Origin of the sequence: Flavobacterium sp. CS20, from assembly GCF_018080005.1 — a bacterium.
Taxonomy (GTDB): Bacteria; Bacteroidota; Bacteroidia; order Flavobacteriales; family Flavobacteriaceae; genus Psychroflexus.
Map to the genome: position 1 here is coordinate 608,500 of NZ_CP073015.1, position 23,227 is coordinate 631,726.

Genomic DNA, 23,227 nt, shown 5'->3' on the forward strand with positions numbered 1-23,227 from the left:
GAAGCAAATATTTAAAAGTGATTCTTTTAATTAGAGGTTTAAAATTTAAATATTTAATATGCACCCCATTTTTTTAGAGAAGTTTTATTCATCTCAACATAATCTCTATTTCCAGCTTTTTTTGCGGCTTCAAGTGATTGTGTTGCTAGGCTAATAGCTTTATTTTTGAAACCTGATTTAGCATAAATGAGCGATTGCTGTCTCAACATCCAATAAGGTTTATCTTCTCGAAGTTCCATAGCTTTATCTATCCATTGCCTAGCTTGATTGATGTCTCTGTCGGTCTCTAAAAAGTAAACAGCGACATTGAAATAGTCAGCTGATTTAGGATTTTTCATCGATTTTTCAATACTTTTCATAACCATTTCATCGGTTGGGACTTCAATAGGTATGTTTACAGCTGTGTTTTCCCATTTTAAAATTAAATGAGCTGAGGATTTAGTGAAATTATTAAACTCTATTGTAAAAGCTTCTGTTTGAGTCGGAAGTTGTTTTGATTCAACTATAGTCTCTGTTACGATTTTTGATTCATCCCATTCTTGAGGTGTTCCCCAGTTGTCTGTTGTAGAATATAGATAAACAATCCATTCTTTTTCTCCTGGTTTAGTGTATAATGAATAAGTTCCAGTTTTAACTTTCTCACCATTAAAATAAATATCTTGGTCAAAGCTAATTGTTGTGTTAGTATTAGCTCCAGTTCTCCACAATTTATCATAAGGAACTAAACCGCCAAAAATATCTCGTTTATTCATTGATGGTCTTGAATATTTAACTTCAAATTGAGTCAGCCCAACAACTTGTTTTAAGGTTGCTGAAGGACTAGGTTGAGGTGTTTGGACTTGGGCATTTAAAGCACCGATGAACAATAAGATTAAAAGCGATAAGATTCGTTTCATAGGTTTGTTTTTGTTATTTAACCTCCAATATTATGATTTTATTTAAAAAAATCTTTAATTTGCGTTAAATATTAATCTATACTTAACATTATAAATTTAAAAAAATTATGCATAGAAAATTATTAGTGACTGTCTTATGCTTGTTTGCATTCAATCAAATAAATGCTCAGAGAAGTTTTTGGACTCCGATAAGTCAGAAAGAAATTAATTTAAGTCAAGACGAAATTATAAATTATGATATAACTGTAAAACAGCCTTCATTTTTTCAATTAGATAGAACTTCTTTGAGTTCTCAACTTAATCTTGCACCCAACCGAAATGATACTTCTGCAAGTGATATTGTGATACAAATCCCTAACCTAAAAGGTGATTTGGAGTCTTATGAGATGTTTAAAGTACAAACTTTGTCTCCACAATTAGCCATAAGTTATCCAAAAATCAACTCATTTGTGGGTAAACGTTCAGACCAAAGAGATGGAAGTATTATAAGAATAACTATTACACCTCAAGGTTTTTACGCTATGGTTATGAAACCAAACGTTGGTCAGTTTTTTATCAACCCTTATGATAAAGATGCCAATTATTATATCTCTTTTTTAAAGTCTCAAGCACAAGATTTGACCTATCCAATTTGTGAGCTAACTGAAAGTGTTGGGTTGACTGATGAAAACCCTTCAGAAGCTCAAAATCAAACTCTTGTAGTTGATGACAGCACTTTAAGAACTTATCAATTGGCATTAGCTTGCTCTGGAGAATATGCTCAATTTCATGTTAACCAAGCTGGTTTGGGAACTGCTCCTCAGTCACAGCAAATAACAGCAGTTTTAGTCGCTATGGTTGTCAGTGTTGATAGAGTAAATCAAATTTACGAAAGAGATTTAGGTGTTACATTGCAACTTATTCCTAATAATGACCAGTTAATTTTTTTAAACCCATCAACAGATCCATATACTAATAATAATGGTTCTCTTATGGTAAATGAAAATCAGACAGAAATAGACGCTACAATTGGGTCGGGAAATTATGATATTGGTCATGTTTTTAGCACTGGTGGAGGTGGTTTTGCTCCAGGTGTAGTTTGTGTTACTAGTAACAAAGCAAAAGGCGTTACTGGTTCGCCTAATCCAGTAGGTGACCCTTTTGATATAGACTTTGTTGCTCATGAAATGGGACATCAGTTTGGTGCAAATCATACCTTTAATAATTCTTGCGGTGGATCTCGATACAATCCTACAGCTGTTGAACCTGGTAGTGGAAGTACAATTATACTATATGCTGGTATATGTGCACCAAATGTTCAAAATAACAGCGATGCTTATTTTCATCAAATCAGTATTGACGAAATTTTTTTAAATATTTCTGGTGGATCTAGCTCCAATTGTGGCGTATCTACTGGTCTATCAAATACAGCACCAACAATTACACCCGTGCCTAATTATACCATTCCTAATGGAACAGCTTTCTTTTTAGAAGCAAGTGCTGTAGATGCTGAAAATGATGCTATGACATACAATTGGGAACAAATTAATAATGGAATATCACCATCACAACCACCATTACCAACATATACTATTGGTCCAAATTTTAGGTCATTACCATCAAAAACTGATTCAAGACGCTATTTTCCAAATTTTAATAGCGTTTTAAATAATAATTTGACACCAACATGGGAAGTTGTTCCATCTGTAGCTAGGAGTATGAATTTTGCAGTAACGGTTAGAGATAATAATATTCAAGTTGGTCAATCTTCAAGAGAAATTTCATCTGTAAATTTTGCCAATGTAGGGCCATTTGAAGTCACCTCTCAAAATACAGCAGACATTAATTGGTTACACAGTGAAACTAGGACTATAACATGGAATGTTGCGGGTACTACAGCTAATGGTATAAATACAAGTAATGTCAATATCTTATTATCTACAGACGGTGGTCAAAATTTTAACAACGTATTAGCATCAAATACAGCTAATGATGGCACAGAAGATATAACAGTTCCAGCTTTGCAAGCCCCTTTTTGCAGAATTATGATTGAGCCTGTAGATAATATTTATTATGCTATTAATTCAATAGATTTTGCTATAGATACTACTGTAAATACTACTTGTGATAATTTTATTAACACAACTTCGGTTGCTATACCAGATGGTGTAGGACCAGATCAACAAGGGCAGGTGGCACAAAGTGTTATAAACATACCAAACAACATCACAAACATAGATGATGTAAGTGTTACTCTAGATGTATCACATACTTGGATGAATGATTTAGTATTTCAACTGGTAAACCCAAATGGAGATTTTATTATATTGTGGGGGAGAAACTGTAGTGATGAAAATGGTTTTAATATTGTTTTTAATGACAATGGAGCATCAATTCCTGCACCTGGTTCAACATGTACCAATCCTTTAATAGGAACTTTTTCACCTGTAGATACTAATACTGATTTAGCAACAATTTTTGGTTCTGTAACTCAGGGCAATTGGGTACTATTATTTGCAGATTTTTATAATGGCGATACTGGTACTTTAAATTCTTGGGAAATTGAAATATGTTCTACAACCTTTTCTGTTGAAGATAACTCAATCAATGGATTTACTATTTCACCAAACCCTAATCAAGGGATATTTAATATTAGATTTAATCAACCCATTGCCGAGAATTCTAAAATCTCAATCTATGATTTTCAAGGAAGACTAATTGAAAATTTAGATTATTCTACAGGTTCAATTGAGCAACAAATTCAATTAAAAAATCAATATCAAAGTGGCGTATATTTAATTGAAGTCTCAAACGAAAATGGAAAATCAGTTAACAAACTGATTATTAAATAAATATTTTTAATGAGTAAAGTTAAACATAAAGCTACAAACAATTTTGTAGCTTTTTTAATATTAAAAATAATAATTTACATGACTATTAGTATATTTACAAAAAATTAAACTTATGAAAATTTTTACCAATATTTTTTTAATACTTTTTGCTACAATTTCATTTGGTCAAAATAACTTTTGGCAAAATAAAGATTTGAATAGCATACCCGATGAAGATATTATTAATTACGACACTCAAGTCAATCGTTTTAGTGTTTTTGAACTTGATAAAATCGCTTTGTCAATGGCTTTAAAAGACGCACCATTAAGATTTGATGAAAATTCATCTGATGTTTTAATTCAGGTTCCTTATTCTGATGAAAAATTTGGAATATTTGAAATTTTCGAAGTTCAAACATTAGCTCCAAGTTTAGCATTAAAATATCCAAACATCAAATCTTATATTGGGAAACATAGAGGTTCAAATTCAGATCGATTAAGGTTAACCATTACTCCACAAGGCGTTTTTGTAAAAATATTTAGTTCAACTGGATCCATTTACATAAATCCTATGACCCAAAATGGATTGTTTTATAAAGTCTTTTACGCTAAAGATGCTGTTTTTCCTGATTTTAATTGTGATTTTGAGTCTATTATTGAGAATGCTATCATCTCTAATTCATCCTCATCAGTTGATGCAGTAAATGTAGTGGATGATTCTACTTTTAGAATTTATCGCCTAGCTGGAGCGACTAATGGTGAATACTCAACTTTTCACGTTAATCAAGCTGGAATCTCTTCTGGAACCACAAATCAAAAAAAATCTGCAATTCTTGCGACCATGACAGTTTCTTTAGATAGAGTAAATGGGATTCTTGAAAATGAAATAGCAGTAAATCTTCAATTTATATCAAATACAGATAGTTTTATATTTTTAGATCCAACTACGGATCCTTATTCAGACCCTAATAGTACAAACGTAATACTTAATGAAAATAATAATTTTATGCCAGGAGCTGTTGGTGATGCCAATTACGATATTGGACATGTTTTTACGACAGCACCAGGAGGAGTTGCATTTGTTGGTGCTTTGTGTAATGACGCAATTAAGGCAGGTGGGGTTTCTGGTTCATCAAGTCCAGTTGGTGATGGTTTTGATTTAATATTAGCACATGAAATAGGTCACCAATTAGGGGCATCTCACTCTTATAATAATTCCTGTAATGGCAATCGTTCAGATAATTCGGTTTATGAAGTTGGTAGTGGAGTAACTATTATGTCTTACGCAGGTATTTGTAGTCCAAACGTACAAAATAGTCGATTTGATTATTATCACTCAGGAAGTTTGTTACAAATTTTTAGTGTGATTTCTAACACTTCTTGTGCTCAAACTAGCACAATATCAAATAATCCACCAACGATAACACCAAACTCCAACTATACAATACCTAAAAGAACACCTTTTGTTTTAGATGCTCAGGCTACAGATATTGATGGTGATGACTTAACCTATAACTGGGAACAATTTGATAATCAAATAAGCATTCAGCCACCTACTTCTAGTTCAGTAAATGGACCATTATTTAGAAATTTTAGACCTTCAACATCTTCATTAAGGTATTTTCCTAAAATAGAAACTATTTTAAATAATCAAAATCAAACAACTTGGGAAGTACTCCCTAATGTCGTTCGTTCAATGAATTTTGTCGTCGTGGCTAGAGATAATAATATATTAGGTGGTCAAAACACTCAGGATTTATTAACTGTTAATGTAGCAAATGCGGGTCCATTTAGAGTAACTTCTCAAGATATATCTGGAATTTCATGGTCTCCAGGGTCAACTCAAACTATTACTTGGAATGTTGCTGGAACTGATGCTAATGGGATTAATGCTAATCAAGTAGATATTTTACTTTCTACAAATGAAGGTGTAACCTTTGAGCATGTATTAGCTCAAAATACACCAAATGACGGTAGTGAAAATATTACAGTTCCTTTTGGAGTGGTTGGTAATAAATCAAGAATTATGGTTAAAGCTTCAAATAATATATTTTTCTCCCTAAATGAAGAATTTATTTCTGTTAATGCTATTTGTGAAGAAGCAAGTAACAATTCTGTAACAGGGATTCCTGATGGTTTAGGCTTATTTGGACCTTCTCCTGGCACGCCTGGAGAGTCTGTTATCAATATCAGTCAAGATGATATTGTTGATAATCTATCAGTGAATCTTACATTAAACCATGACAGTTTAAGCGATATTGATGTGGAGTTGGAATCTCCTGATGGAGACATTGTTCAATTATGGAGTCATGATTTATGTAGTGCTAATGGACTTGATTTGAGGTTCGTAAGTGGTGGTAACCCACTTCCTACTAGTGGTTGTGAAAGTATTATTACTGGAAATTTTGAGCCTGTAGGTTCTCTTTCTGATTTTAAAAACACCAGTACTTTGGGAAATTGGACTTTGAGAGTGACTGACTTTTTTGTTGGTAATTTGGGAAATATAAACTCTTGGTCTATTGAGGTTTGTTCTGCTGAATTTTTAGATTCAGAAGATTTTAATAAAGATATTTTTACGCTTTATCCAAACCCCGCCAACGGTTTTGTTATTCTTCAGTTTAATCAAACTTCTGAAAATGCAGATGTGAAAATCTACGATTTGAATGGTCGTCTTGTTAAGCATAAAATACTTGATAATTTTTCACAATCCCAAAGGCTTGATATCAATGAATTAAATAGAGGTATCTATCTTGTAAAGGTTAATCAAAATATTTCTCAAACGGTCAAGAAACTAATAGTTAATTAAGATTTCCTCAGAAAGTCAGAATTTAAAGTTATAGATTTCGGCAGGTTTTACAAGATTTGTTATAAATAGAATGGTTCCAATCCAACTATTTAAAACCGTTGAAACGCTTAGGAGTGTGCATTTTTCATAGCCCACGGTTTAAACCGTGGGCTATGGTTTACAAATATTCGATTGTGAATGATTTATCCATTTTCTATGATTTCAATTTCTTCTTGAGTCCATAAGCTTGTTTGACTTGCCCAAATTTCCCTTCTATTTGGTTTCTCTCATTATATTCTTCTATCTGTTTTCTTTTTTGATAATCGGTTAACTCTGGTTTTTCCCTTTTTGGAATTACTGTCATCTCGATATTTATTTCTTTAAACCACTTTTTTTGTCGTATTCCCACGAGAAACAAAACATAGGTCTTTTTTTATGATGTTTTTTTATTGTTTTTACGATTAAATAGCTCTTTTAAAAATCTGGTAATCATAAAAATACTAAGTATAGCAAAAGGCAACGATACTATAATAAGAACTTTGCTAACCGTAGATAATACATCTTGATTAGGCATTACAAAGCCGAGATATAACAACCCAATGCTTAGCAAAAAACATAATATTGCCCAAATAAGTTTATGTAGGTTAAAAGGATTTTGCTTGCCATGGTCAGAAAACATACTCAGCACAAAAATACCTGAATCAAGCGAAGTAATCAAAAAGCCAAACAATAATATTAAAACAACGATTTGAGTAAGAAAAGCACCACTAAACTGATTTAAAAAAATGGATATTGCTGTAAAAGCAGAATTAAAATCGCCAGTTTTAACCACCTGATTATTCACCATATCAATAGCAGTTGAGCCGAAGACAGAAAACCAAAAAAAACTAGCGATAGAAGGCACTAAAACACAACCCCAAATAATTTGTCTATAATTTCGTCCTTTTGAAATTCTAGCAATAAAGACTCCTGTAAAGGGAGCCCAAGCTAACCAAAACGCCCAATAATAATAAGTCCAATCGGTTAAAAATGTTTTACCTGGGTTGTAATTCCCCAAAGCTAAACTCAATGACACAAAATTTTTTATGTACTGCCATAAGGCAGAGCTAAACGTTTTTATAATGACTAACATATCGCTTTGAACAAATATGAAAATGAGCAAAAGTGTAGTCAGACCTATATTTAAGTTTGAAACAATCTTAATCCCTCTGTCAAGTCCGAGAATTGAAGAAAAGGTTGATAAAACATAAACAATCAAAACAAGCAATATACTTATATCAAAAGAGTAAGGTAAATCAAACATCAAATTTGCACTATCTTCAATTTGTTTTACGCCTAAAGCTACGGCAGATACAATACCCGTTATGGTAGCCAATATTGTTAGACCATTAATACTCGTTTTAAAAGTATTTGGCATTGATTTAGAAAACAAATTACTAAGTTGAACACTATCTTTTTTATTAAATAAAACATGACCTATGATGAGTGCAAAAACAGTATAAAAAGCCCAAGCCGTAAATCCCCATTGGAAAAAAGTATATTCAAGTGCCACAATTTTTGATGGGATTTCTCCTTGTATAGGATTGTTTTGATACATGAATACGAGCTCTTGAACTGCTCTAAATAAAACACCTGCTCCCATACCAGCAGAGTAGAGCATAGCCACCCAAGACCAAAAGCTATAATCAGGTTTAGAATTGCCTAAGCGTATTTTACCAAAAGGAGTGATGCCTATGAAAAGCATCAGTAAGACAAATAAAAATCCGATGATTAAATAAAACTGACCAAAAATATCTCTAACAGAAAGAGACAAGTTTTTAATAACTTCAAATGTTTCATGAGGAAAAACAAAACAAAAGATAATTAAAATAATGAGAAAAAAGCTGGTATAAATTAAACCCGAAGTTGACTTAAAGAGCTTTTTTATTTTGAGCATAATCTACCGCTTTAAAATCACGAAGTTACAAACTTCTCTTGCTTCGGGATAAACTAAGGTTAGATATGTTGATTTTTATTCAAGAAGATAAACAAAAGACCTTCAGAAAACTATTGGTTGAACTGAAGGTCTTTTGTGAACAAAACAAAATTGTAACTAAAAAATTACTTTTTGTCTTCGAGTTGCGGAGGATATTTTTTTAGAATTTCTTTTACAATTTCTTTGATTTTTTCTTCTTTGCGTTCCATATCTTGAGATAAAGCACCTGTGCCAAGTCCTTGCCAAACCAACTCATTGCGTTCAGCATCAATTAAATCAATAAAAAGTGTACCTTCGGCATTTGCGTAAGAACTGACTCGTCCAGCACCGCCCCAATAATAAGGACTCCAACCCCAACCATAGCCAAAATTGTCTTGATACACATTGATTTTCTCTTTTGTTTGAGTAAAAAAACTTACTAATATATCTGGATTTTCAGATTTGGTCATACCTTTTTGAGAAAGCTCAAAGTCAATAGCCCTTAATATACGCTTTTTATCTAAATCTGATATTTGAGCTTTGTCTATACCTGGTTTAAAGAATGCATAAGTATTGTATTGATCAAAATTGACTTCTTTATCGTAGTCTGTTGCAACATTAATAGTTGCACAAGAACTAAACAATAAACCAGTTAAACATAAAATTAAAAAATTTTTCATAACAATTTATTTATTTCATCTTCTTTGACTTGTTGAGCTAATGTTACCTTGAGTAAAGGTTCATCTTCCATTGCACGCTTAATGGCAAAAATAGCTCCATCATTTCTTGCCCAAGCCCGTCGTGAAATGCCATTATTGACATCCCAATGCAACATACTTTTTAACCGACGTTCTGCTAGTTTACTACCATCAAGTACCATGCCAAATCCACCGTTGATTACTTCGCCCCAACCTACGCCACCACCGTTGTGGATGCTTACCCAAGTTGCTCCTCTAAAGCTATCGCCAATGACGTTTTGTATTGACATATCTGCTGTAAACTGGCTTCCATCATAAATATTTGAAGTTTCTCTATACGGCGAATCGGTACCCGAAACATCGTGATGATCTCTTCCTAATATCACAGGACCGATTTCTCCTGTTTTTATAGCATCGTTAAAAGCTTTAGCAATTTTCATTCGACCTTCGGCATCAGCATATAAAATTCTTGCTTTAGAACCTACTACGAGTTTATTGGCTTTGGCACCTTGTATCCAAGTGATATTATCTTGCATTTGCTGTTTGATTTCAATTGGTGCATTTTCAGATTGTTGTTGAAGGACTTCACAAGCTAGTTGGTCAGTTTTGTCTAAATCTTCATCCTTTCCACTGGCACAAACCCATCTAAATGGTCCAAAACCATAATCAAAACACATTGGTCCCATAATGTCTTGAACATAGCTAGGATAAGCAAATTTATCTGGATTTTTGCATTCAGATTTATCAATCATTTTTCCAGTCTCATTTTTATAAATCTTAGCATTAGCTCTAGAAGCTTCTAATAAAAATGCATTACCATAATCAAAAAAATACGTTCCTTTAGCGGTATGAGCATTGATGGCATCAACTTGTTTTCTTAAACTGTCTTGAACTGCTTTTTTGAATTTTTCAGGATTTTTTGCCATTAATTTATTAGATTCTTCATAAGAATAACCCACAGGATAGTAACCGCCAGCCCAAGGATTATGTAAAGATGTTTGATCGCTTCCAATGTCAATTTTGATATTTTCTTGGTCAAATATTTTCCATACATCAACAATATTTCCTTTGTAAGCTAGAGAAACAACTTCTTTATTTGTTTTTGCTTGTCTTACCCGGTTGCAAAGTTCATCTAAATCTTCGTGAACTTCATCTACCCAACCTTGCTCGTGCCTCACTTTTATGGCTTTTGGATTAACTTCTGCACATACAGTCACACAACCTGCAATGTTTCCTGCTTTTGGTTGAGCACCACTCATACCGCCAAGTCCAGCAGTAACAAATAAACCGCCTCGTGGTGATTTATTGATTTTTCTAAACGCATTTAAAACGGTAATCGTCGTGCCATGAACAATGCCTTGTGGACCGATATACATATAGCTACCAGCCGTCATCTGTCCGAATTGCGTTACACCAAGGGCGTTGTATTTTTCCCAATCATCGGGTTTAGAATAGTTAGGTATCATCATGCCGTTTGTAACAACAACTCTTGGTGCTTCAGGATGTGATGGGAATAATCCCATAGGATGACCAGAATACATCACCAAAGTCTGCTCATCAGTTATTTCTGAAAGATATTGCATCGTTAATAAATACTGTGCCCAATTTTGAAAAACAGCACCATTCCCACCATAAGTAATTAATTCATGTGGATGTTGTGCTACTTTCGGATCAAGATTGTTTTGAATCATCAACATGATGGCTTTAGCTTGTTCAGAATGACCTGGATACTCGTCTATTGGTCTGGCATACATTTCATAATCTGGTCTAAAGCGATACATATATATACGACCATAAGTGTTTAATTCATCTAAAAACTCTTTAGATAGAACCTCGTGGTGTTGCGGTTCAAAATACCGTAAAGCATTTTGAAGTGCCAGTTTTTTCTCTTCTATATTCAAAATGTCTTTACGCTTTGGAGCATGATTGACACTGTCATCATAGGGTTTAAAAACAGGTAATTCATTTGGAATTCCTTGTTTGATTTGAGACTTAAAATCGAGTTTAACTTCAATCATAACTATTCAATGTTTTTATTATATCCATAAGGGCAATGCCGACATCCACTTTTACAGCAATAGCCACGTTTTAAGTGATATTGCTCCGTAAAACAACGGTAGCCTTGTTCTGTGATGTAATAATCGCCTTCTTCTAATGGAATTATTTTCTTCATAACTACAAAAATACATAATTAGAAAGTTTAGGTATTTTAATTAATCTTAATTTTGTGAGACTTTTTAAAAAATCTAACATGTCTTTTTTTGACGTTTCATATCACAGTGAAATACAAAATGTATTTTGTGACAAAACCCGACATATTTCTGTTGATATTAAACGCGAAGATCAAATTCATCCCTTAGTTTCTGGTAATAAATTCAGAAAACTAAAATATAACATCAAACAAGCTTTTTTAGAAAAACATCATACTATATTAACTTATGGTGGTGCATTTTCTAACCACATTGCAGCAACGGCATCAGCGACTAAAATTTGCGGATTAAAAAGTATTGGTGTTATCAGAGGCGATGAAATTAAACATAGATTAGAAGAAAATCCAAATCACAATCCAACTTTATCATATGCTCAACAGCAAGGAATGCAACTCCATTTTATCAGTCGAAAAATCTATAAAACAAAAGATGAAACTGATGAAATAGAAAAACTAAGACAAAAATTTGGCTCCTTTTATCGCATTCCTGAAGGTGGATCAAATGCTTTGACCGTCAAAGGCTGTGAAGAAATTTTATCTGATTCTGACAAAAAATATGATATAATTGCTTGCTGTGTTGGTACTGGTGGAACGCTTGCAGGAATTATTAACTCTAGCTACAAACATCAAAAAGTGTATGGGTTTTCTGTTTTAAAAAATCATAATCACCGAGAAATAAATCAATGGACTACAAAGAATAATTGGCAAATATTTCAAGAAGATATTTTTGGAGGTTATGCCAAAACTAATAAGGAATTAATAGGGTTTATCAATAGTTTTTATCGACACACATCTATTGAATCAGACCCGATATATACTGGTAAAATGTTTTATCGACTGTGCAAAATGATAGAACAAAATCATTTTCCTGAAAACACTAAAATATTAGCTATCCACACAGGTGGTTTACAAGGTGTAGAAGGATTCAATCAGCGACAAATTTTAAAAAATAAACTTTGTATCGAGTTTTAAATTGCTTATCAAAACTTGAATAAGTATATTTACGCCAATAAAATATTTCACCTTGAAACATCTAAAATATTTAATTTACTTTCTATTAACCGCTCTTATTTTATCATCGTGTGGTTCAAAGAAAAAAAGCGTGCAGACCAAAAGACCACCTCAATCCATATCAAAAACCGAAGGTGTTACAGAGCAATCTAAAGTATATAATTCTGTGGGTCATGTAAAAAAACCTCCCAAAAACCTTTCGCAAACAGAATCTTACATTTATCAATACGCCGATATCGCTAAACAAGAAATGAGGCTTTTTGGAATACCAGCAAGCATAACTTTGGCTCAAGGTATTTTAGAATCTGCCAATGGTCAAGGTCAATTAACAAGAAGATCTAACAACCATTTTGGAATAAAATGTAATGGCTGGAGAGGTGCAAAAGTTTATCACGATGATGACGAATCTCAAGAATGCTTTAGAAAATACACACATGCAGAATATTCGTTTAGAGATCATTCATTATTTTTATTTAATAGAAGTCGATATGCTTTTTTGTTTGATTATAAAGTAACAGACTACAAAGATTGGGCTAAAGGTTTAAAAAAAGCAGGATATGCAACCGATCCAAAATATCCTAAAAAACTCATCGGTTTAATTGAACGCTACGAGCTTTATAAATATGATGAAGAAGTTGTGAAAGGCAAAAAAAGTAAATTTTCAAAAACAAAAACCGATAAAGTTCCAAAAAAAGAGATTCATGTTGTCCAAAAAGGAGATACATTATACAATATTTCAATTCAATATGACATTAGCATTGAAAGGTTAAAAAAACTCAATAATCTTAACGGCAGTGAAATTTATATTGGTCAGCACTTAAAATTGAAATAAAACCTTAAATTTATTATATTAAACTGAAAAATAAGCATTTATGATTTATAAACGCAGTAGTGCACTTTTTAATGAAGCTAAACAATATATCGTTGGTGGTGTCAACTCACCCGTTAGAGCATTTAATGCTGTTGGTGGAGACCCTATTTTTGTTAAACGTGCCAAAGGTGCTTATTTGTATGACGAAGATGATAGACAGCTGATAGACTACATTGCTTCTTGGGGTCCGATGATTCTTGACCACGCTTTTGAACCGGTGGTTGAGGCTCTAATCGAAGCCACTAAAAAAGGAACATCATACGGCATACCAACAGAATTAGAAACTAAAATTGCCAAACTGGCTATTGAAATGGTGCCTCATATTGATAAAATTCGTTTTGTCAATTCAGGAACCGAAGCCTGCATGAGTGCAGTGAGATTGGCTCGAGGATATACTGGTAAAGATAAAATTATAAAATTTGCGGGCTGTTATCACGGCCATAGCGACGCATTTTTAATTCAAGCGGGTAGTGGAGCGGTAACTTTTGGAATGCCCAACAGTCCAGGCGTTACAGAAGGAACAGTAAAAGATACTTTATTAGTCGCCTACAATAATTTAGATGAAGTCAAACAAATTATTAAAGCTAATGAAGGTGAAATTGCCGCTATTATCATTGAACCTGTTGCAGGAAATATGGGTTGTATTATTCCAGAAGAATCATTTATAAAAGGCTTAAGACAACTCTGTGATGAACACGATATTCTTTTGATTTTTGACGAAGTCATGACAGGTTTTAGGCTGGCTAAAGGTGGTGCACAAGAAACTTTAGGTATCAAAGCTGATTTGGTTTGTTTTGGAAAAGTCATCGGCGGTGGGTTACCTGTTGGTGCTTTTGCTGGATCGCAACATATCATGTCTCATCTTGCACCTGAAGGTCCAGTTTATCAAGCTGGAACTTTAAGTGGTAATCCACTAGCGATGACGGCTGGCTATGAAACTTTAAAACACTTAAATAATCATCCTGAAATTTACAATAGCCTAAATAAAAAAACCGAATATCTACATAATGGTATAGAAAAAGTTTTAAATCAACACAGCGTTGAGCATCAAATCAATCGATATGGTTCTATGATTTCGGTTCATTTTACTGATCAGCCAGTAAGCGATTTTGATAGTGCCGCCAAAGGCAATAATCAAAAATTTAAAGATTATTTTCACGGTATGTTAGAACAAGGCGTGTATTTGCCACCAAGTGCTTTTGAAAGTTACTTCCTCAATGATGCATTAACTTATAAAGATTTGGATAAAACTATTGAGGCATTAGGTAAAGTTTTGAATAATAATAAATCAAATTTTTAAAATTTTTTTAATTTAATTTTAATTTGATTATTTTTGAATAAATCGATTTAGATGAATAGACAGCTATTAATAGAAGATGCAGTAAAAAAAATCAATAAATTGCCTGATGTTAAGCTACAGGAAATAAATGATTTTGTAGATTTTCTATTGCGTAAAATTGACGATAAAATCATTCTAGAAAACATCCAAGAACTTACATCAAAATCAAATAATTTTTTAAATGATGAAGAAGACCTATATGATGAAAGTGATTTAAAAGAAAAATTTTAATGAAAAAAGGAGATATAGTTCTTATTCCATTTCCTTTTAGCAATTTGTCAGGCAGTAAAAAAAGACCAGCAACCGTCTTAATTGATTCGGAGGACGATGTTACAATTTGCTTTATTACTACTCAATTAAAATGGGAGTCAAGTTTTGATGTTATTGTATATCCATCAAAAATAAACGGATTAAAAAAGCCATCATTGATCAGATTAAATAAAATAGCTACTATAGACAAAAGTTTGATAATTGGGATATTAGGCAATCTTGAAGAAAAATATTTGAAATCACTTGATGAAAATCTTTTAAATCTTTTAAAATTATAGAGTAATATTTCTAACCATCAAATGTTATTGAAAGTTACTTCCTCAATGATGCATTATCTTATAAAGATTTGGATAATACAATTTCAGCATTAGAAGTTGTAGTTAATCAGCATCAATTTTAAAACACTTGTATTAATAAATTAAGCTAAACTAATTATCAATAATATTATTTAAAGTTTCGCTTGTACGCATATGTTTAGTGACCAGTCTTTCATCAGGTTTATAGTAGCCTTTGATGTCAACGGGTTTGCCTTGTGCATCAATAAAATCTTGAAGTATTTCAGCTTCAGCTTCATTTAATCGTCTGTAAATTGTTTCAAATTGAAGTTTTAAATCTTCATCTTTATTTTGTTGAGCTAAAGCATTTGCCCAAAATTTAGCAATATAAAAGTGCGTAGAACGGTTATCGGGTTCATTAACTTTACGCGAAGGTGCTTTGTTTTGTTTTAAATATTGAGAATTGGCATCATGCAGAGCTTCAGCAATGATTTTAGCTTTGGCATTATCGGTTTTTTCAGCGATATCTTCAAGTGAAACGGCGAGTGCTAAAAATTCACCAAGAGAATCCCAACGCAAGTGTCCTTCTTCTAAAAATTGTTGAACGTGTTTTGGTGCAGAACCTCCAGCACCTGTTTCATATAAGCCACCACCTGCCAAAAGCGGAACAATAGAGAGCATCTTTGCACTCGTGTTGAGTTCAAGAATAGGGAATAAGTCTGTCAGATAATCTCTTAAAACATTACCAGTTACTGAAATGGTGTCTTTTCCAGATTTTACGCGATCTAAGGTGTAATTCATCGCCTCATCTGGATTCATGATTTGTATGTCTAATCCAGAAATGTCGTGATGTTTTAAGTATTTTTTGACTTGTTGGCGTAGGTTGGCATCATGTGCACGGTTTTCATCTAACCAAAATATTGTAGGTAAACCTGTTTGTTTTGCTCTTGTAACTGCAAGTTTTACCCAATCTTGTACGGGTAAATCTTTGGTTTGGCACATTCTCCAAATGTCTCCCTTTTCAACTTCGTGAGCGATTAAAACTTCACTTGTTTGATTGACAACTTCTACAAGACCTGATTCTGGAATTTCAAAGGTCTTATCATGAGAGCCATATTCCTCGGCTTTTTGTGCCATTAGCCCAACATTAGAGACATTACCCATTGTTGCAGGGTCAAAAGCTCCGTTGGTTTTACAATAATCTATAACAGTTTGATAAATTCCTGCATAGCTTCGGTCTGGTATAACAGCTTTCATGTCTTGAAGCTCGTTATTTTTATTCCACATTTTACCAGAAGTTTTGAAAGTCGCTGGCATTGATGCATCAATAATTACATTACTTGGCACATGAAGATTGGTGATGCCTTTATCAGAGTTTACCATAGCCAAATCAGGTTTATCTTTGTATAAAGCATCGATTTCAGCTTTGATTTTTTCAGCTTTTTCGGCACTGAGTTTATCCAACTTATCATATAAATCTCCAATACCATTTTTAGGATTAAAGCCGATTTGTTTTAATTCGTCTTGATAGTTATTTAGAATTTCTTTATAAAACACTTTAACCGCATGACCAAAAATAATAGGGTCTGAAACTTTCATCATCGTGGCTTTTAAATGTATTGAAAATAAAACCCCTTGAGATTTAGCATCTTTAACTTGTTGTTCTAAAAATTTGACCAAAGCTTTTTTAGATAAAACAGAAGCATCAATAATTTCGTGTTTTTTTAATACTGTGCTTTCTTTTAAAACTCGGATGCCATTTTTTGTTTTGAGTTGGATTTTTACATCATCAGCTGCGGATAAGATGACAGATTTTTCAGAGCTGTAAAAATCGCCATCATTCATATGAGCTACATGTGATTTTGAATCTTTATTCCATTCGCCTAGTTTATGGGGATGTGCTTTAGCAAATTCTTTCACAGCTTTTGCTACACGACGGTCTGAGTTCCCTTCTCTTAAAACAGGGTTGACAGCACTACCAAGAACTTTGGCGTATCGGGCTTTAATTTGCTTTTCTTCCTCGTTTTTTGGTGTTCTTGGGTAGTTAGGGATATTGTAGCCTTTATCTTGTAATTCTTTAATAGCGACAATCAATTGTGGTTCTGATGCTGATATATTTGGAAGTTTGATAATATTTGCTTCAGGTTTTTTAACTAATTTACCAAGTAATGAAAGCGTATCTTCTTCTTGTAAATCTGAATCAAGCTTATCATTAAAAGTAGATATAATGCGAGATGCTAACGAAATATCTTTTGATTGCACTTTAATATTAGCAGCGTTTGTAAACTTTCTGATGATTGGTAGTAAACTGTAAGTGGCAAGTGCAGGAGCTTCGTCTGTTTTTGTATATATAATTTTTGCTTCGTGTTTTGGCATATTTTTGATTTTATAAGTCTTGCTAAAATAAGAAAAAAAACATGATGTTGGCGTTTAAAAAAAAACCATGTTAAAAAAAAAGCCTTCATAATTAATGAAGACTTTTTGAATTGAAATTAGACTATTTCTTAATTTGCTCTTTGATACGAGCTTTCTTACCTGTTAGATTTCTAAAGTAATTAATTCGAGAACGTCTAACTTTACCTCTTTTGTTGATTTCAATTTTTTGAATAGAAGGCATATTGATTGGGAAAATTCTTTCTACACCAATGGTACCGCTCATTTTTCTGATGGTAAAAGTTTTGGTAAGTCCAGTTCCTTTGATTTGAATGACTGTGCCTCTAAAAAATTGAACTCTTGTTTTTTGCCCTTCTTTAATTTCGTAGTAAACAGTAATGGTGTCTCCACTAGAAAAATCAGGAAAATCCTTTTTTTCGATAAATTCGTCTTGAACGTATTGTAGTAAATCCATGATAAAACGTATTATTGTATTAGCTTAAAAACATTCACGATTTTCGTCAGAGGTTTTTAAGCGAGTGCAAATATATTTTATTTTTACGTTATAACCATACAAATAATATTAAATTGACTATTTTATGACAGATTTTAAGCAATATATTAGAGAAATAGAGAATTTTCCTAAACCAGGTATAAACTACAAGGACATTACACCACTTTTTTTGAGACCTCAAATTGTAAATTTATGTATAGAGTCTTTCATATACAATCTCCCTAAAAATATAAAAATCCATAAAGTCGTTGGTATCGAGTCGAGAGGTTTTTTGCTTTCTACTCTTTTAGCTCAAAGGCTTGATGCAGGGCTTGTTTTGATTAGAAAACCAGGAAAATTACCCTACAAAACCCATCAAGAATCTTATGAATTGGAGTATGGAAAAGACAGCCTTGAGATGCATATTGATGCTGTGAGTAAAGGCGAAAACGTGATTGTTCACGATGATGTACTCGCTACAGGAGGCACCGCTTTTGTCGCTAATCGGTTAGTCCAAAAAAGTGGATAGTATATTATTCAAAATAGCTTTTTGATAGAGTTAAAAAATTTAAATGGTCGTTCCCAACTTAAAGATATAGATCTTTTTAGTTTAATCACTTACTAACTTTTACCCGAATTAAAGCATTATTAAATGAAATCACAATTGAACAACGAAATCCCTCACAAAATGTTATCCTTAGATCCATTTTCTCAATGGCTTGGTGTTGAAATTTTAGATGTTAAAATAGGATATTGCAAGCTGGGATTGCACATCAGAAAAGATATGCTCAATTCAATGCAAAAAGCTCACGGCGGTATAACTTACGCTTTAGCCGACACCGCTTTTGGATTTGCATCAAATACACATGGTCGGTTTTCAGTGTCTATCGAAACTTCTATCAACCATATTGAAGCTTTGTATGAAGGTGATTATATCATTGCAGAAACCCAATTAGATATCACCAAAAACAAACTAGGATTTAATTATGTCAACATATATTGTCAAGATAAAATAGTAGCAATTTTTAAAGGCGTGGTTTATCGCACATCTAAGGCTTGGATAATTGATTAAACCAATGAATACCCAATTATTTGTTGTAGTAACGATTTAAGTAATTATCCGTATTTTTTTTGTTTTTGAATACATCAAAAGTTTTGCCTTGAGTTCTAAAAGCACCGAGAACGTTGGCATACTGACCCGCTTTTAAGGCATCATTGTAGTAGCTGAATCCGTATGCCAATCCGCCTGCAAAACTATCACCACAACCCGTTGTGTCTATCACATCTTTCATTTTTACAGATTTGATGAAATTCTTTTTAACAGTTTTATCCTTTGAAAGCGTGAAGTGTTCACAGCCTTGTGCATCTAATGTAATATATAAGTGTGAAGTTTTATGATTTAAAACAAATTGAGCAAAATCATCTAAATGTTCTCTTTGGCTATCATCATAAGATTTCATTTCATCTAAAGCATATTCAGTTTTAAACCAACAACATTGCGATTCTTCAAGATTCATTTTAAGGATATCAATATAGGGCAACCACTGTTCAATTTCAATCCAAAAGCGACGCAGTCTATCACCTTTGGTGGTTACACAAGTTGTAGGACCATGAGCATCAAAAATAATTTTAGCTTTAGAATGGGCTTTGATAAATTTTAAAGTTTCAAGTGGAACTTCAAAATCGCTGATAGGGACAAACACAAAGGCATCAACACCAAGAAATGCCTCAACGTCTTGTGGTAAAATAGGCGACATAAAAGCAGTTTGTTTTTCACGCCGATTGTTTTGATCGATAAAATCTAAAAATATCACGGTGCCAGAATCCTTTTCAGAAGAAATCCCAACTGTGTTTATGGCTGAATAATTTGCAAATAAAGATTCAACAGCCTCTTTATCTATTTTGTGAATGTGAGAAATAGGATAAACTTCTCCATCGTTTTCCATAAGTTTTGCTAAGGCAATACAAGGGTGAGAAATACAACCATATTTTTTTATAACCTCATTCTGATGTGTCTTGATAGTGTCTCTAGGTATAGGACCAACAACTGCGATTTTTTTCATATTTTTACTTTAAAGCATAAATTTAAAAATTTATTATAAACTACGTAAATTAAACCGAAATAAAGTAAGAATTGATAAAACAATAGTTCAATTTTTTTTTATACTTTTATAACGATATAATTTTAACTTAAAATAACATCAATGGATAAAATTAAAAAAAGTGATTTATCAAGACGTAAATTTATGAAAAATGTAGGCATAGCAACTGCAGGAGTTTCAATAGTGCCTAGTCATGTTATTTCAGGATTGGGTTACACAGCACCAAGCGACAAATTGAATATTGCTGGTATTGGTGTTGGTGGAATGGGTCGAGGCAACCTTAGAAATATGAATACGCAAAACATTGTTGCATTGGCTGATGTAGATTGGGCGTATGCCAAAAAATGTTTTGATGATTACCCCAAAGCCAAAAAATATAAAGATTATAGAAAAATGCTTGATGAAATGGATAAGGATATTGATGCAGTGATGATTGGCACACCTGACCATACTCATTATGTCAGTGCAAAGGACAGTATGTCTGCTGGCAAACATATTTATTTACAAAAACCGTTGACACATTCAGTTTATGAATCAAGAAGATTAGCTGAATTAGCTAAATCTACTGGTGTTGCTACACAAATGGGAAATCAAGGAAATTCTTCTGATGATATGCGAAAGGTGTGTGAATGGATTTGGAATGGTGAAATTGGTGAAGTTACAAAAGTTGATGCTTGGACAGACAGACCTATTTGGCCACAAGGTCTAGAAAGACCAACAGAAAAATATCCAATACCTGATACATTAGATTGGGATTTGTTTTTAGGCCCAGCAGCTGAAAGACCTTACCATCCTTCATACACGCCATGGAATTGGAGAGCTTGGTGGGATTTTGGAACAGGTGCTTTAGGCGATATGGGATGCCACATAATCGATCCTGTCTATAAAGCTTTAGAACTCGGTTACCCTCATGCATTTGAAGCAAGTTCCTCTCAAGTCAATACAGAAAGTGCTCCAGTTGCAGAAAAAGTGACTTATTATTTTGGAAAAAGACCAAAAAAAGGTAAAATAAATATGCCTGCAGTAGAATTTACTTGGTATGACGGTGGTTTAAAGCCTGATAGACCAGAAGGCTTGAAACCAGGTATGTATCCAGGTGATCAACAAGGTTGGGGCGGTGCTATTTTTTATGGTACTAAAGGCACATTAATCTGTGGTACTTATCTTTGCAAACCCATTTATTATCGGTCGTGAAGACAATCCACCTCCTACAACAAGTGAATTACGCAGAATACCAAATGCAATGTTAGGTGGCCATGAAATGGATTGGGTACTTTGCAAAAGAAAAAAGAAAAACAGAGTAGAGACTAGCTCTAATTTTTCTTATGCAGGTCCATTAAACGAAGTTGTTGTTGCTGGAAATCTTGCCGTGAGATTACAAGATTTGAGAAGAAGATTAGAATGGGATGCTGAAAATATGACAATCACAAATATTGGTGATGAAGAAGAAATAAGAGTAGTCAGTACCGATAGCTTTAAAGTGATAGATGGCGATCCTAAATTTGATACAAAATATAAAACCATTAATGCTAAAAAAGCAGCTGAAGAATATGTGAAACACACCTATAGAAATGGTTGGTCTTACTAAATTAAAATCAAAGGCGGATCTTTTTTGATTGCTAAATTTTTACAAAGTCGAACTAAACAAACAAAACAAATAATTTAAAAACCATAAAAAATGAGAAAATCAATTTTATTTCTGTTTACCCTAACCTTAGTAATTGCCTGTGGCAAAGCAAAAAAAGAAAACAAAGAAGAACAAAAAGAAGTCGTTGAAAATACCGATAAAACTGATGTTGTAGAAAAACAAGAAGTTAATACTCTAACCGAAAAAGAAAAAAAAGAGGGTTGGAAATTACTTTTTAACGGAAAAAACAGTGATGGCTGGAGAGGTTATAATACAGATAAATTTCCAAGCGATTGGAAAATTCAAGACGGCACACTATTTATGGCGGGTTCTGGTAGAGGAGAAGCTGGTTCAGAAAACGGAGGAGATATTCTTTATGACGAAAAATTTGATAATTTTCACTTAAAATTAGAATGGAAAATTTCTGAAGGTGGTAATTCTGGAATTTTTTATCTCGGTCAAGAGTCAGATGATTTTGACTATATTTGGGAAACCGCACCTGAAATGCAAGTTCTTGATAATGAAAGACATCCCGATGCTATGTTAGGCACTGATGGCAACAGAAAAGCAGGTTCACTATATGATATTTATCCCGCTAAACCACAAAATGCAAAACCAGCAGGTCAATGGAATAAGGTTGAAATTATTGTGTTTAAAGGCACGGTAGTCCACAAACAAAATGGAAAAACAGTTGTAGAATATCATTTATGGACTCCAAAATGGGAAGAAGATGTGGCTAAAAGCAAATTTCCTTCCTTAAATGAAAACTGGGCTGATGTTGCCAAAGAAGGCTATATCGGATTGCAAGACCACGGTGATGATGTTTGGTTTAGAAACATAAAAATTAAAGAGTTATAAATTAAAATTATCCGAATAATTGCAATATCTTTTATGAAGATTCCTTTACTCGATTAATAAAATTAATTTGTTTTAACGTGAGTTCGATTTATTGAAATCTGTAAATCAGATGATTACATATTTTCATTTCGTACGAAGAATAAGGAGAAATCTCATCCTACCGAGATGTCTCGTCGCTCATGCTTCGCTCTTTCGACATGACAAGTGATTACATATCTGTATTTTATATGAATATATTTTATTGGAATTTATATCGAACTCATGTTGTTTTAATATAAAACTCATACTAAAATAAAAAACCCCACTAAAAAGTGGGGTTTAAAATTTATCAGATAAAGCAGTAAACTACTTTTCTTCTTTAGCTTTTTGCTTGTTGAATTTTTTATACTTGTTTTTGAACTTGTCAATACGCCCAGCAGTATCAACCAATTTGGTTTTACCCGTATAAAATGGGTGAGAAGTTCTTGAAATTTCTAATTTAACTAAAGGATATTCCACACCATCTATTTCGGTAGTTTCTTTAGCCTCAGCAGTTGATTTAGTGATAAACACGTCATTGTTAGACATGTCTTTAAAAGCAACTAATCTATAATTTTCTGGGTGTATGCCTTTTCTCATAGGTATTCAATTTTTTGGATTGCAAATGTAATGATTTT

22 protein-coding genes are annotated in these 23,227 nt (G+C 33.0%); 12 read left to right on the forward strand and 10 right to left on the reverse strand.

What is annotated here, in order from left to right:
- Window positions 1–53: 53 nt before the first annotated feature.
- Window positions 54–896, reverse strand: a complete 843-nt coding sequence (locus IGB25_RS02985) for a DUF2911 domain-containing protein (protein WP_211066105.1) — start codon at window positions 894–896, stop codon at window positions 54–56.
- A 107-nt stretch (window positions 897–1,003) separates the two neighbouring features.
- Between IGB25_RS02985 and IGB25_RS02990 the strand changes: the two genes are divergently transcribed.
- Both IGB25_RS02990 and IGB25_RS02995 read left to right on the forward strand, forming a co-directional pair.
- Complete coding sequence (locus tag IGB25_RS02990) at window positions 1,004–3,727, forward strand: reprolysin-like metallopeptidase (RefSeq protein WP_211066106.1); 2,724 nt, start codon at window positions 1,004–1,006, stop codon at window positions 3,725–3,727.
- 112 nt (window positions 3,728–3,839) lie between these two features.
- Window positions 3,840–6,512, forward strand: coding sequence for a zinc-dependent metalloprotease (locus tag IGB25_RS02995; protein WP_211066107.1), 2,673 nt, complete (start codon window positions 3,840–3,842; stop codon window positions 6,510–6,512).
- Between the two features lie 193 nt (window positions 6,513–6,705).
- Here the strand turns inward: IGB25_RS02995 and IGB25_RS15390 are convergent, their stop codons facing one another.
- From IGB25_RS15390 to IGB25_RS03020, 5 genes are all read right to left on the reverse strand, one after another.
- Window positions 6,706–6,900 carry a transposase gene (locus IGB25_RS15390; protein ID WP_371815971.1) on the reverse strand — a complete coding sequence of 65 codons (195 nt, stop codon included), beginning with the start codon at window positions 6,898–6,900 and terminating at the stop codon, window positions 6,706–6,708.
- Window positions 6,901–6,924: 24 nt separating this feature from the next.
- Window positions 6,925–8,427, reverse strand: coding sequence for a BCCT family transporter (locus tag IGB25_RS03005; RefSeq protein ID WP_211066109.1), 1,503 nt, complete (start codon window positions 8,425–8,427; stop codon window positions 6,925–6,927).
- A gap of 164 nt (window positions 8,428–8,591) precedes the next feature.
- Complete coding sequence (locus IGB25_RS03010; RefSeq protein ID WP_211066110.1) at window positions 8,592–9,125, reverse strand: DUF4136 domain-containing protein; 534 nt, start codon at window positions 9,123–9,125, stop codon at window positions 8,592–8,594.
- On the reverse strand, window positions 9,122–11,161 hold the full coding sequence (locus IGB25_RS03015; protein WP_211066111.1) for a urocanate hydratase: 2,040 nt from the start codon (window positions 11,159–11,161) through the stop codon (window positions 9,122–9,124). The genes IGB25_RS03010 and IGB25_RS03015 overlap by 4 nt, the downstream gene beginning before the upstream one ends.
- Window positions 11,162–11,163: 2 nt before the next feature.
- Window positions 11,164–11,316: a DUF5522 domain-containing protein gene (locus IGB25_RS03020; protein ID WP_211066112.1), complete on the reverse strand. Its 153-nt coding sequence runs from the start codon at window positions 11,314–11,316 to the stop codon at window positions 11,164–11,166.
- A gap of 78 nt (window positions 11,317–11,394) precedes the next feature.
- Here IGB25_RS03020 and IGB25_RS03025 point away from each other — a divergent pair, with 78 nt between their 5' ends.
- Genes IGB25_RS03025 through IGB25_RS03045 form a run of 5 tightly spaced genes read left to right on the forward strand, consistent with a single transcriptional unit; the run spans window position 11,395 to window position 15,121 of the window.
- Window positions 11,395–12,324 (forward strand): 1-aminocyclopropane-1-carboxylate deaminase/D-cysteine desulfhydrase, encoded by a 930-nt coding sequence (locus tag IGB25_RS03025; RefSeq protein ID WP_211066113.1) that lies wholly within the window; start codon window positions 11,395–11,397, stop codon window positions 12,322–12,324.
- Between the two features lie 52 nt (window positions 12,325–12,376).
- The gene (locus tag IGB25_RS03030) at window positions 12,377–13,195 is read left to right on the forward strand and encodes a glucosaminidase domain-containing protein (protein ID WP_211066114.1); all 819 of its coding nucleotides are present in this window, start codon (window positions 12,377–12,379) and stop codon (window positions 13,193–13,195) included.
- A gap of 40 nt (window positions 13,196–13,235) precedes the next feature.
- A complete protein-coding gene (gene hemL, locus IGB25_RS03035) occupies window positions 13,236–14,534 on the forward strand; it encodes a glutamate-1-semialdehyde 2,1-aminomutase (protein WP_211066115.1) in 1,299 nt (432 codons plus the stop codon).
- Window positions 14,535–14,585: 51 nt separating this feature from the next.
- Window positions 14,586–14,804 carry a hypothetical protein gene (locus IGB25_RS03040; protein WP_211066116.1) on the forward strand — a complete coding sequence of 73 codons (219 nt, stop codon included), beginning with the start codon at window positions 14,586–14,588 and terminating at the stop codon, window positions 14,802–14,804.
- Window positions 14,804–15,121: a type II toxin-antitoxin system PemK/MazF family toxin gene (locus IGB25_RS03045; RefSeq protein WP_211066117.1), complete on the forward strand. Its 318-nt coding sequence runs from the start codon at window positions 14,804–14,806 to the stop codon at window positions 15,119–15,121. Before IGB25_RS03040 ends, IGB25_RS03045 begins: the two co-directional genes overlap by 1 nt.
- 150 nt (window positions 15,122–15,271) lie before the next feature.
- On the opposite strand, the gene IGB25_RS03050 is transcribed toward IGB25_RS03045, so the two are convergent.
- Both IGB25_RS03050 and rplS read right to left on the reverse strand, forming a co-directional pair.
- Window positions 15,272–17,494 (reverse strand): NADP-dependent isocitrate dehydrogenase, encoded by a 2,223-nt coding sequence (locus tag IGB25_RS03050; protein ID WP_211066118.1) that lies wholly within the window; start codon window positions 17,492–17,494, stop codon window positions 15,272–15,274.
- A gap of 121 nt (window positions 17,495–17,615) precedes the next feature.
- Window positions 17,616–17,966 carry a 50S ribosomal protein L19 gene (rplS, locus tag IGB25_RS03055; RefSeq protein WP_371815934.1) on the reverse strand — a complete coding sequence of 117 codons (351 nt, stop codon included), beginning with the start codon at window positions 17,964–17,966 and terminating at the stop codon, window positions 17,616–17,618.
- A gap of 124 nt (window positions 17,967–18,090) precedes the next feature.
- Between rplS and IGB25_RS03060 the strand changes: the two genes are divergently transcribed.
- Both IGB25_RS03060 and IGB25_RS03065 read left to right on the forward strand, forming a co-directional pair.
- A complete protein-coding gene (locus tag IGB25_RS03060) occupies window positions 18,091–18,513 on the forward strand; it encodes an adenine phosphoribosyltransferase (protein WP_371815935.1) in 423 nt (140 codons plus the stop codon).
- A gap of 123 nt (window positions 18,514–18,636) precedes the next feature.
- The gene (locus tag IGB25_RS03065) at window positions 18,637–19,056 is read left to right on the forward strand and encodes a PaaI family thioesterase (protein ID WP_211066119.1); all 420 of its coding nucleotides are present in this window, start codon (window positions 18,637–18,639) and stop codon (window positions 19,054–19,056) included.
- 16 nt (window positions 19,057–19,072) lie between these two features.
- Here IGB25_RS03065 and IGB25_RS03070 read toward each other — a convergent pair whose 3' ends face one another.
- Window positions 19,073–20,047, reverse strand: coding sequence for a carbohydrate kinase family protein (locus IGB25_RS03070; RefSeq protein WP_211066120.1), 975 nt, complete (start codon window positions 20,045–20,047; stop codon window positions 19,073–19,075).
- Between the two features lie 141 nt (window positions 20,048–20,188).
- On the opposite strand from IGB25_RS03070, the gene IGB25_RS03075 reads away from it, so the two are divergent.
- From IGB25_RS03075 to IGB25_RS03080, 3 genes are all read left to right on the forward strand, one after another.
- Window positions 20,189–21,280 (forward strand): Gfo/Idh/MocA family protein, encoded by a 1,092-nt coding sequence (locus IGB25_RS03075; protein WP_247653582.1) that lies wholly within the window; start codon window positions 20,189–20,191, stop codon window positions 21,278–21,280.
- Entirely contained in the window at window positions 21,240–21,674 is a 435-nt protein-coding gene (locus IGB25_RS14640; RefSeq protein WP_247653583.1) for a hypothetical protein, read from the forward strand. Before IGB25_RS03075 ends, IGB25_RS14640 begins: the two co-directional genes overlap by 41 nt.
- 90 nt (window positions 21,675–21,764) lie before the next feature.
- Complete coding sequence (locus IGB25_RS03080; RefSeq protein ID WP_211066121.1) at window positions 21,765–22,571, forward strand: DUF1080 domain-containing protein; 807 nt, start codon at window positions 21,765–21,767, stop codon at window positions 22,569–22,571.
- Window positions 22,572–22,916: 345 nt separating this feature from the next.
- On the opposite strand, the gene IGB25_RS03085 is transcribed toward IGB25_RS03080, so the two are convergent.
- Entirely contained in the window at window positions 22,917–23,189 is a 273-nt protein-coding gene (locus IGB25_RS03085) for a type B 50S ribosomal protein L31 (RefSeq protein WP_211066122.1), read from the reverse strand.
- Window positions 23,190–23,227 lie beyond the last annotated feature (38 nt).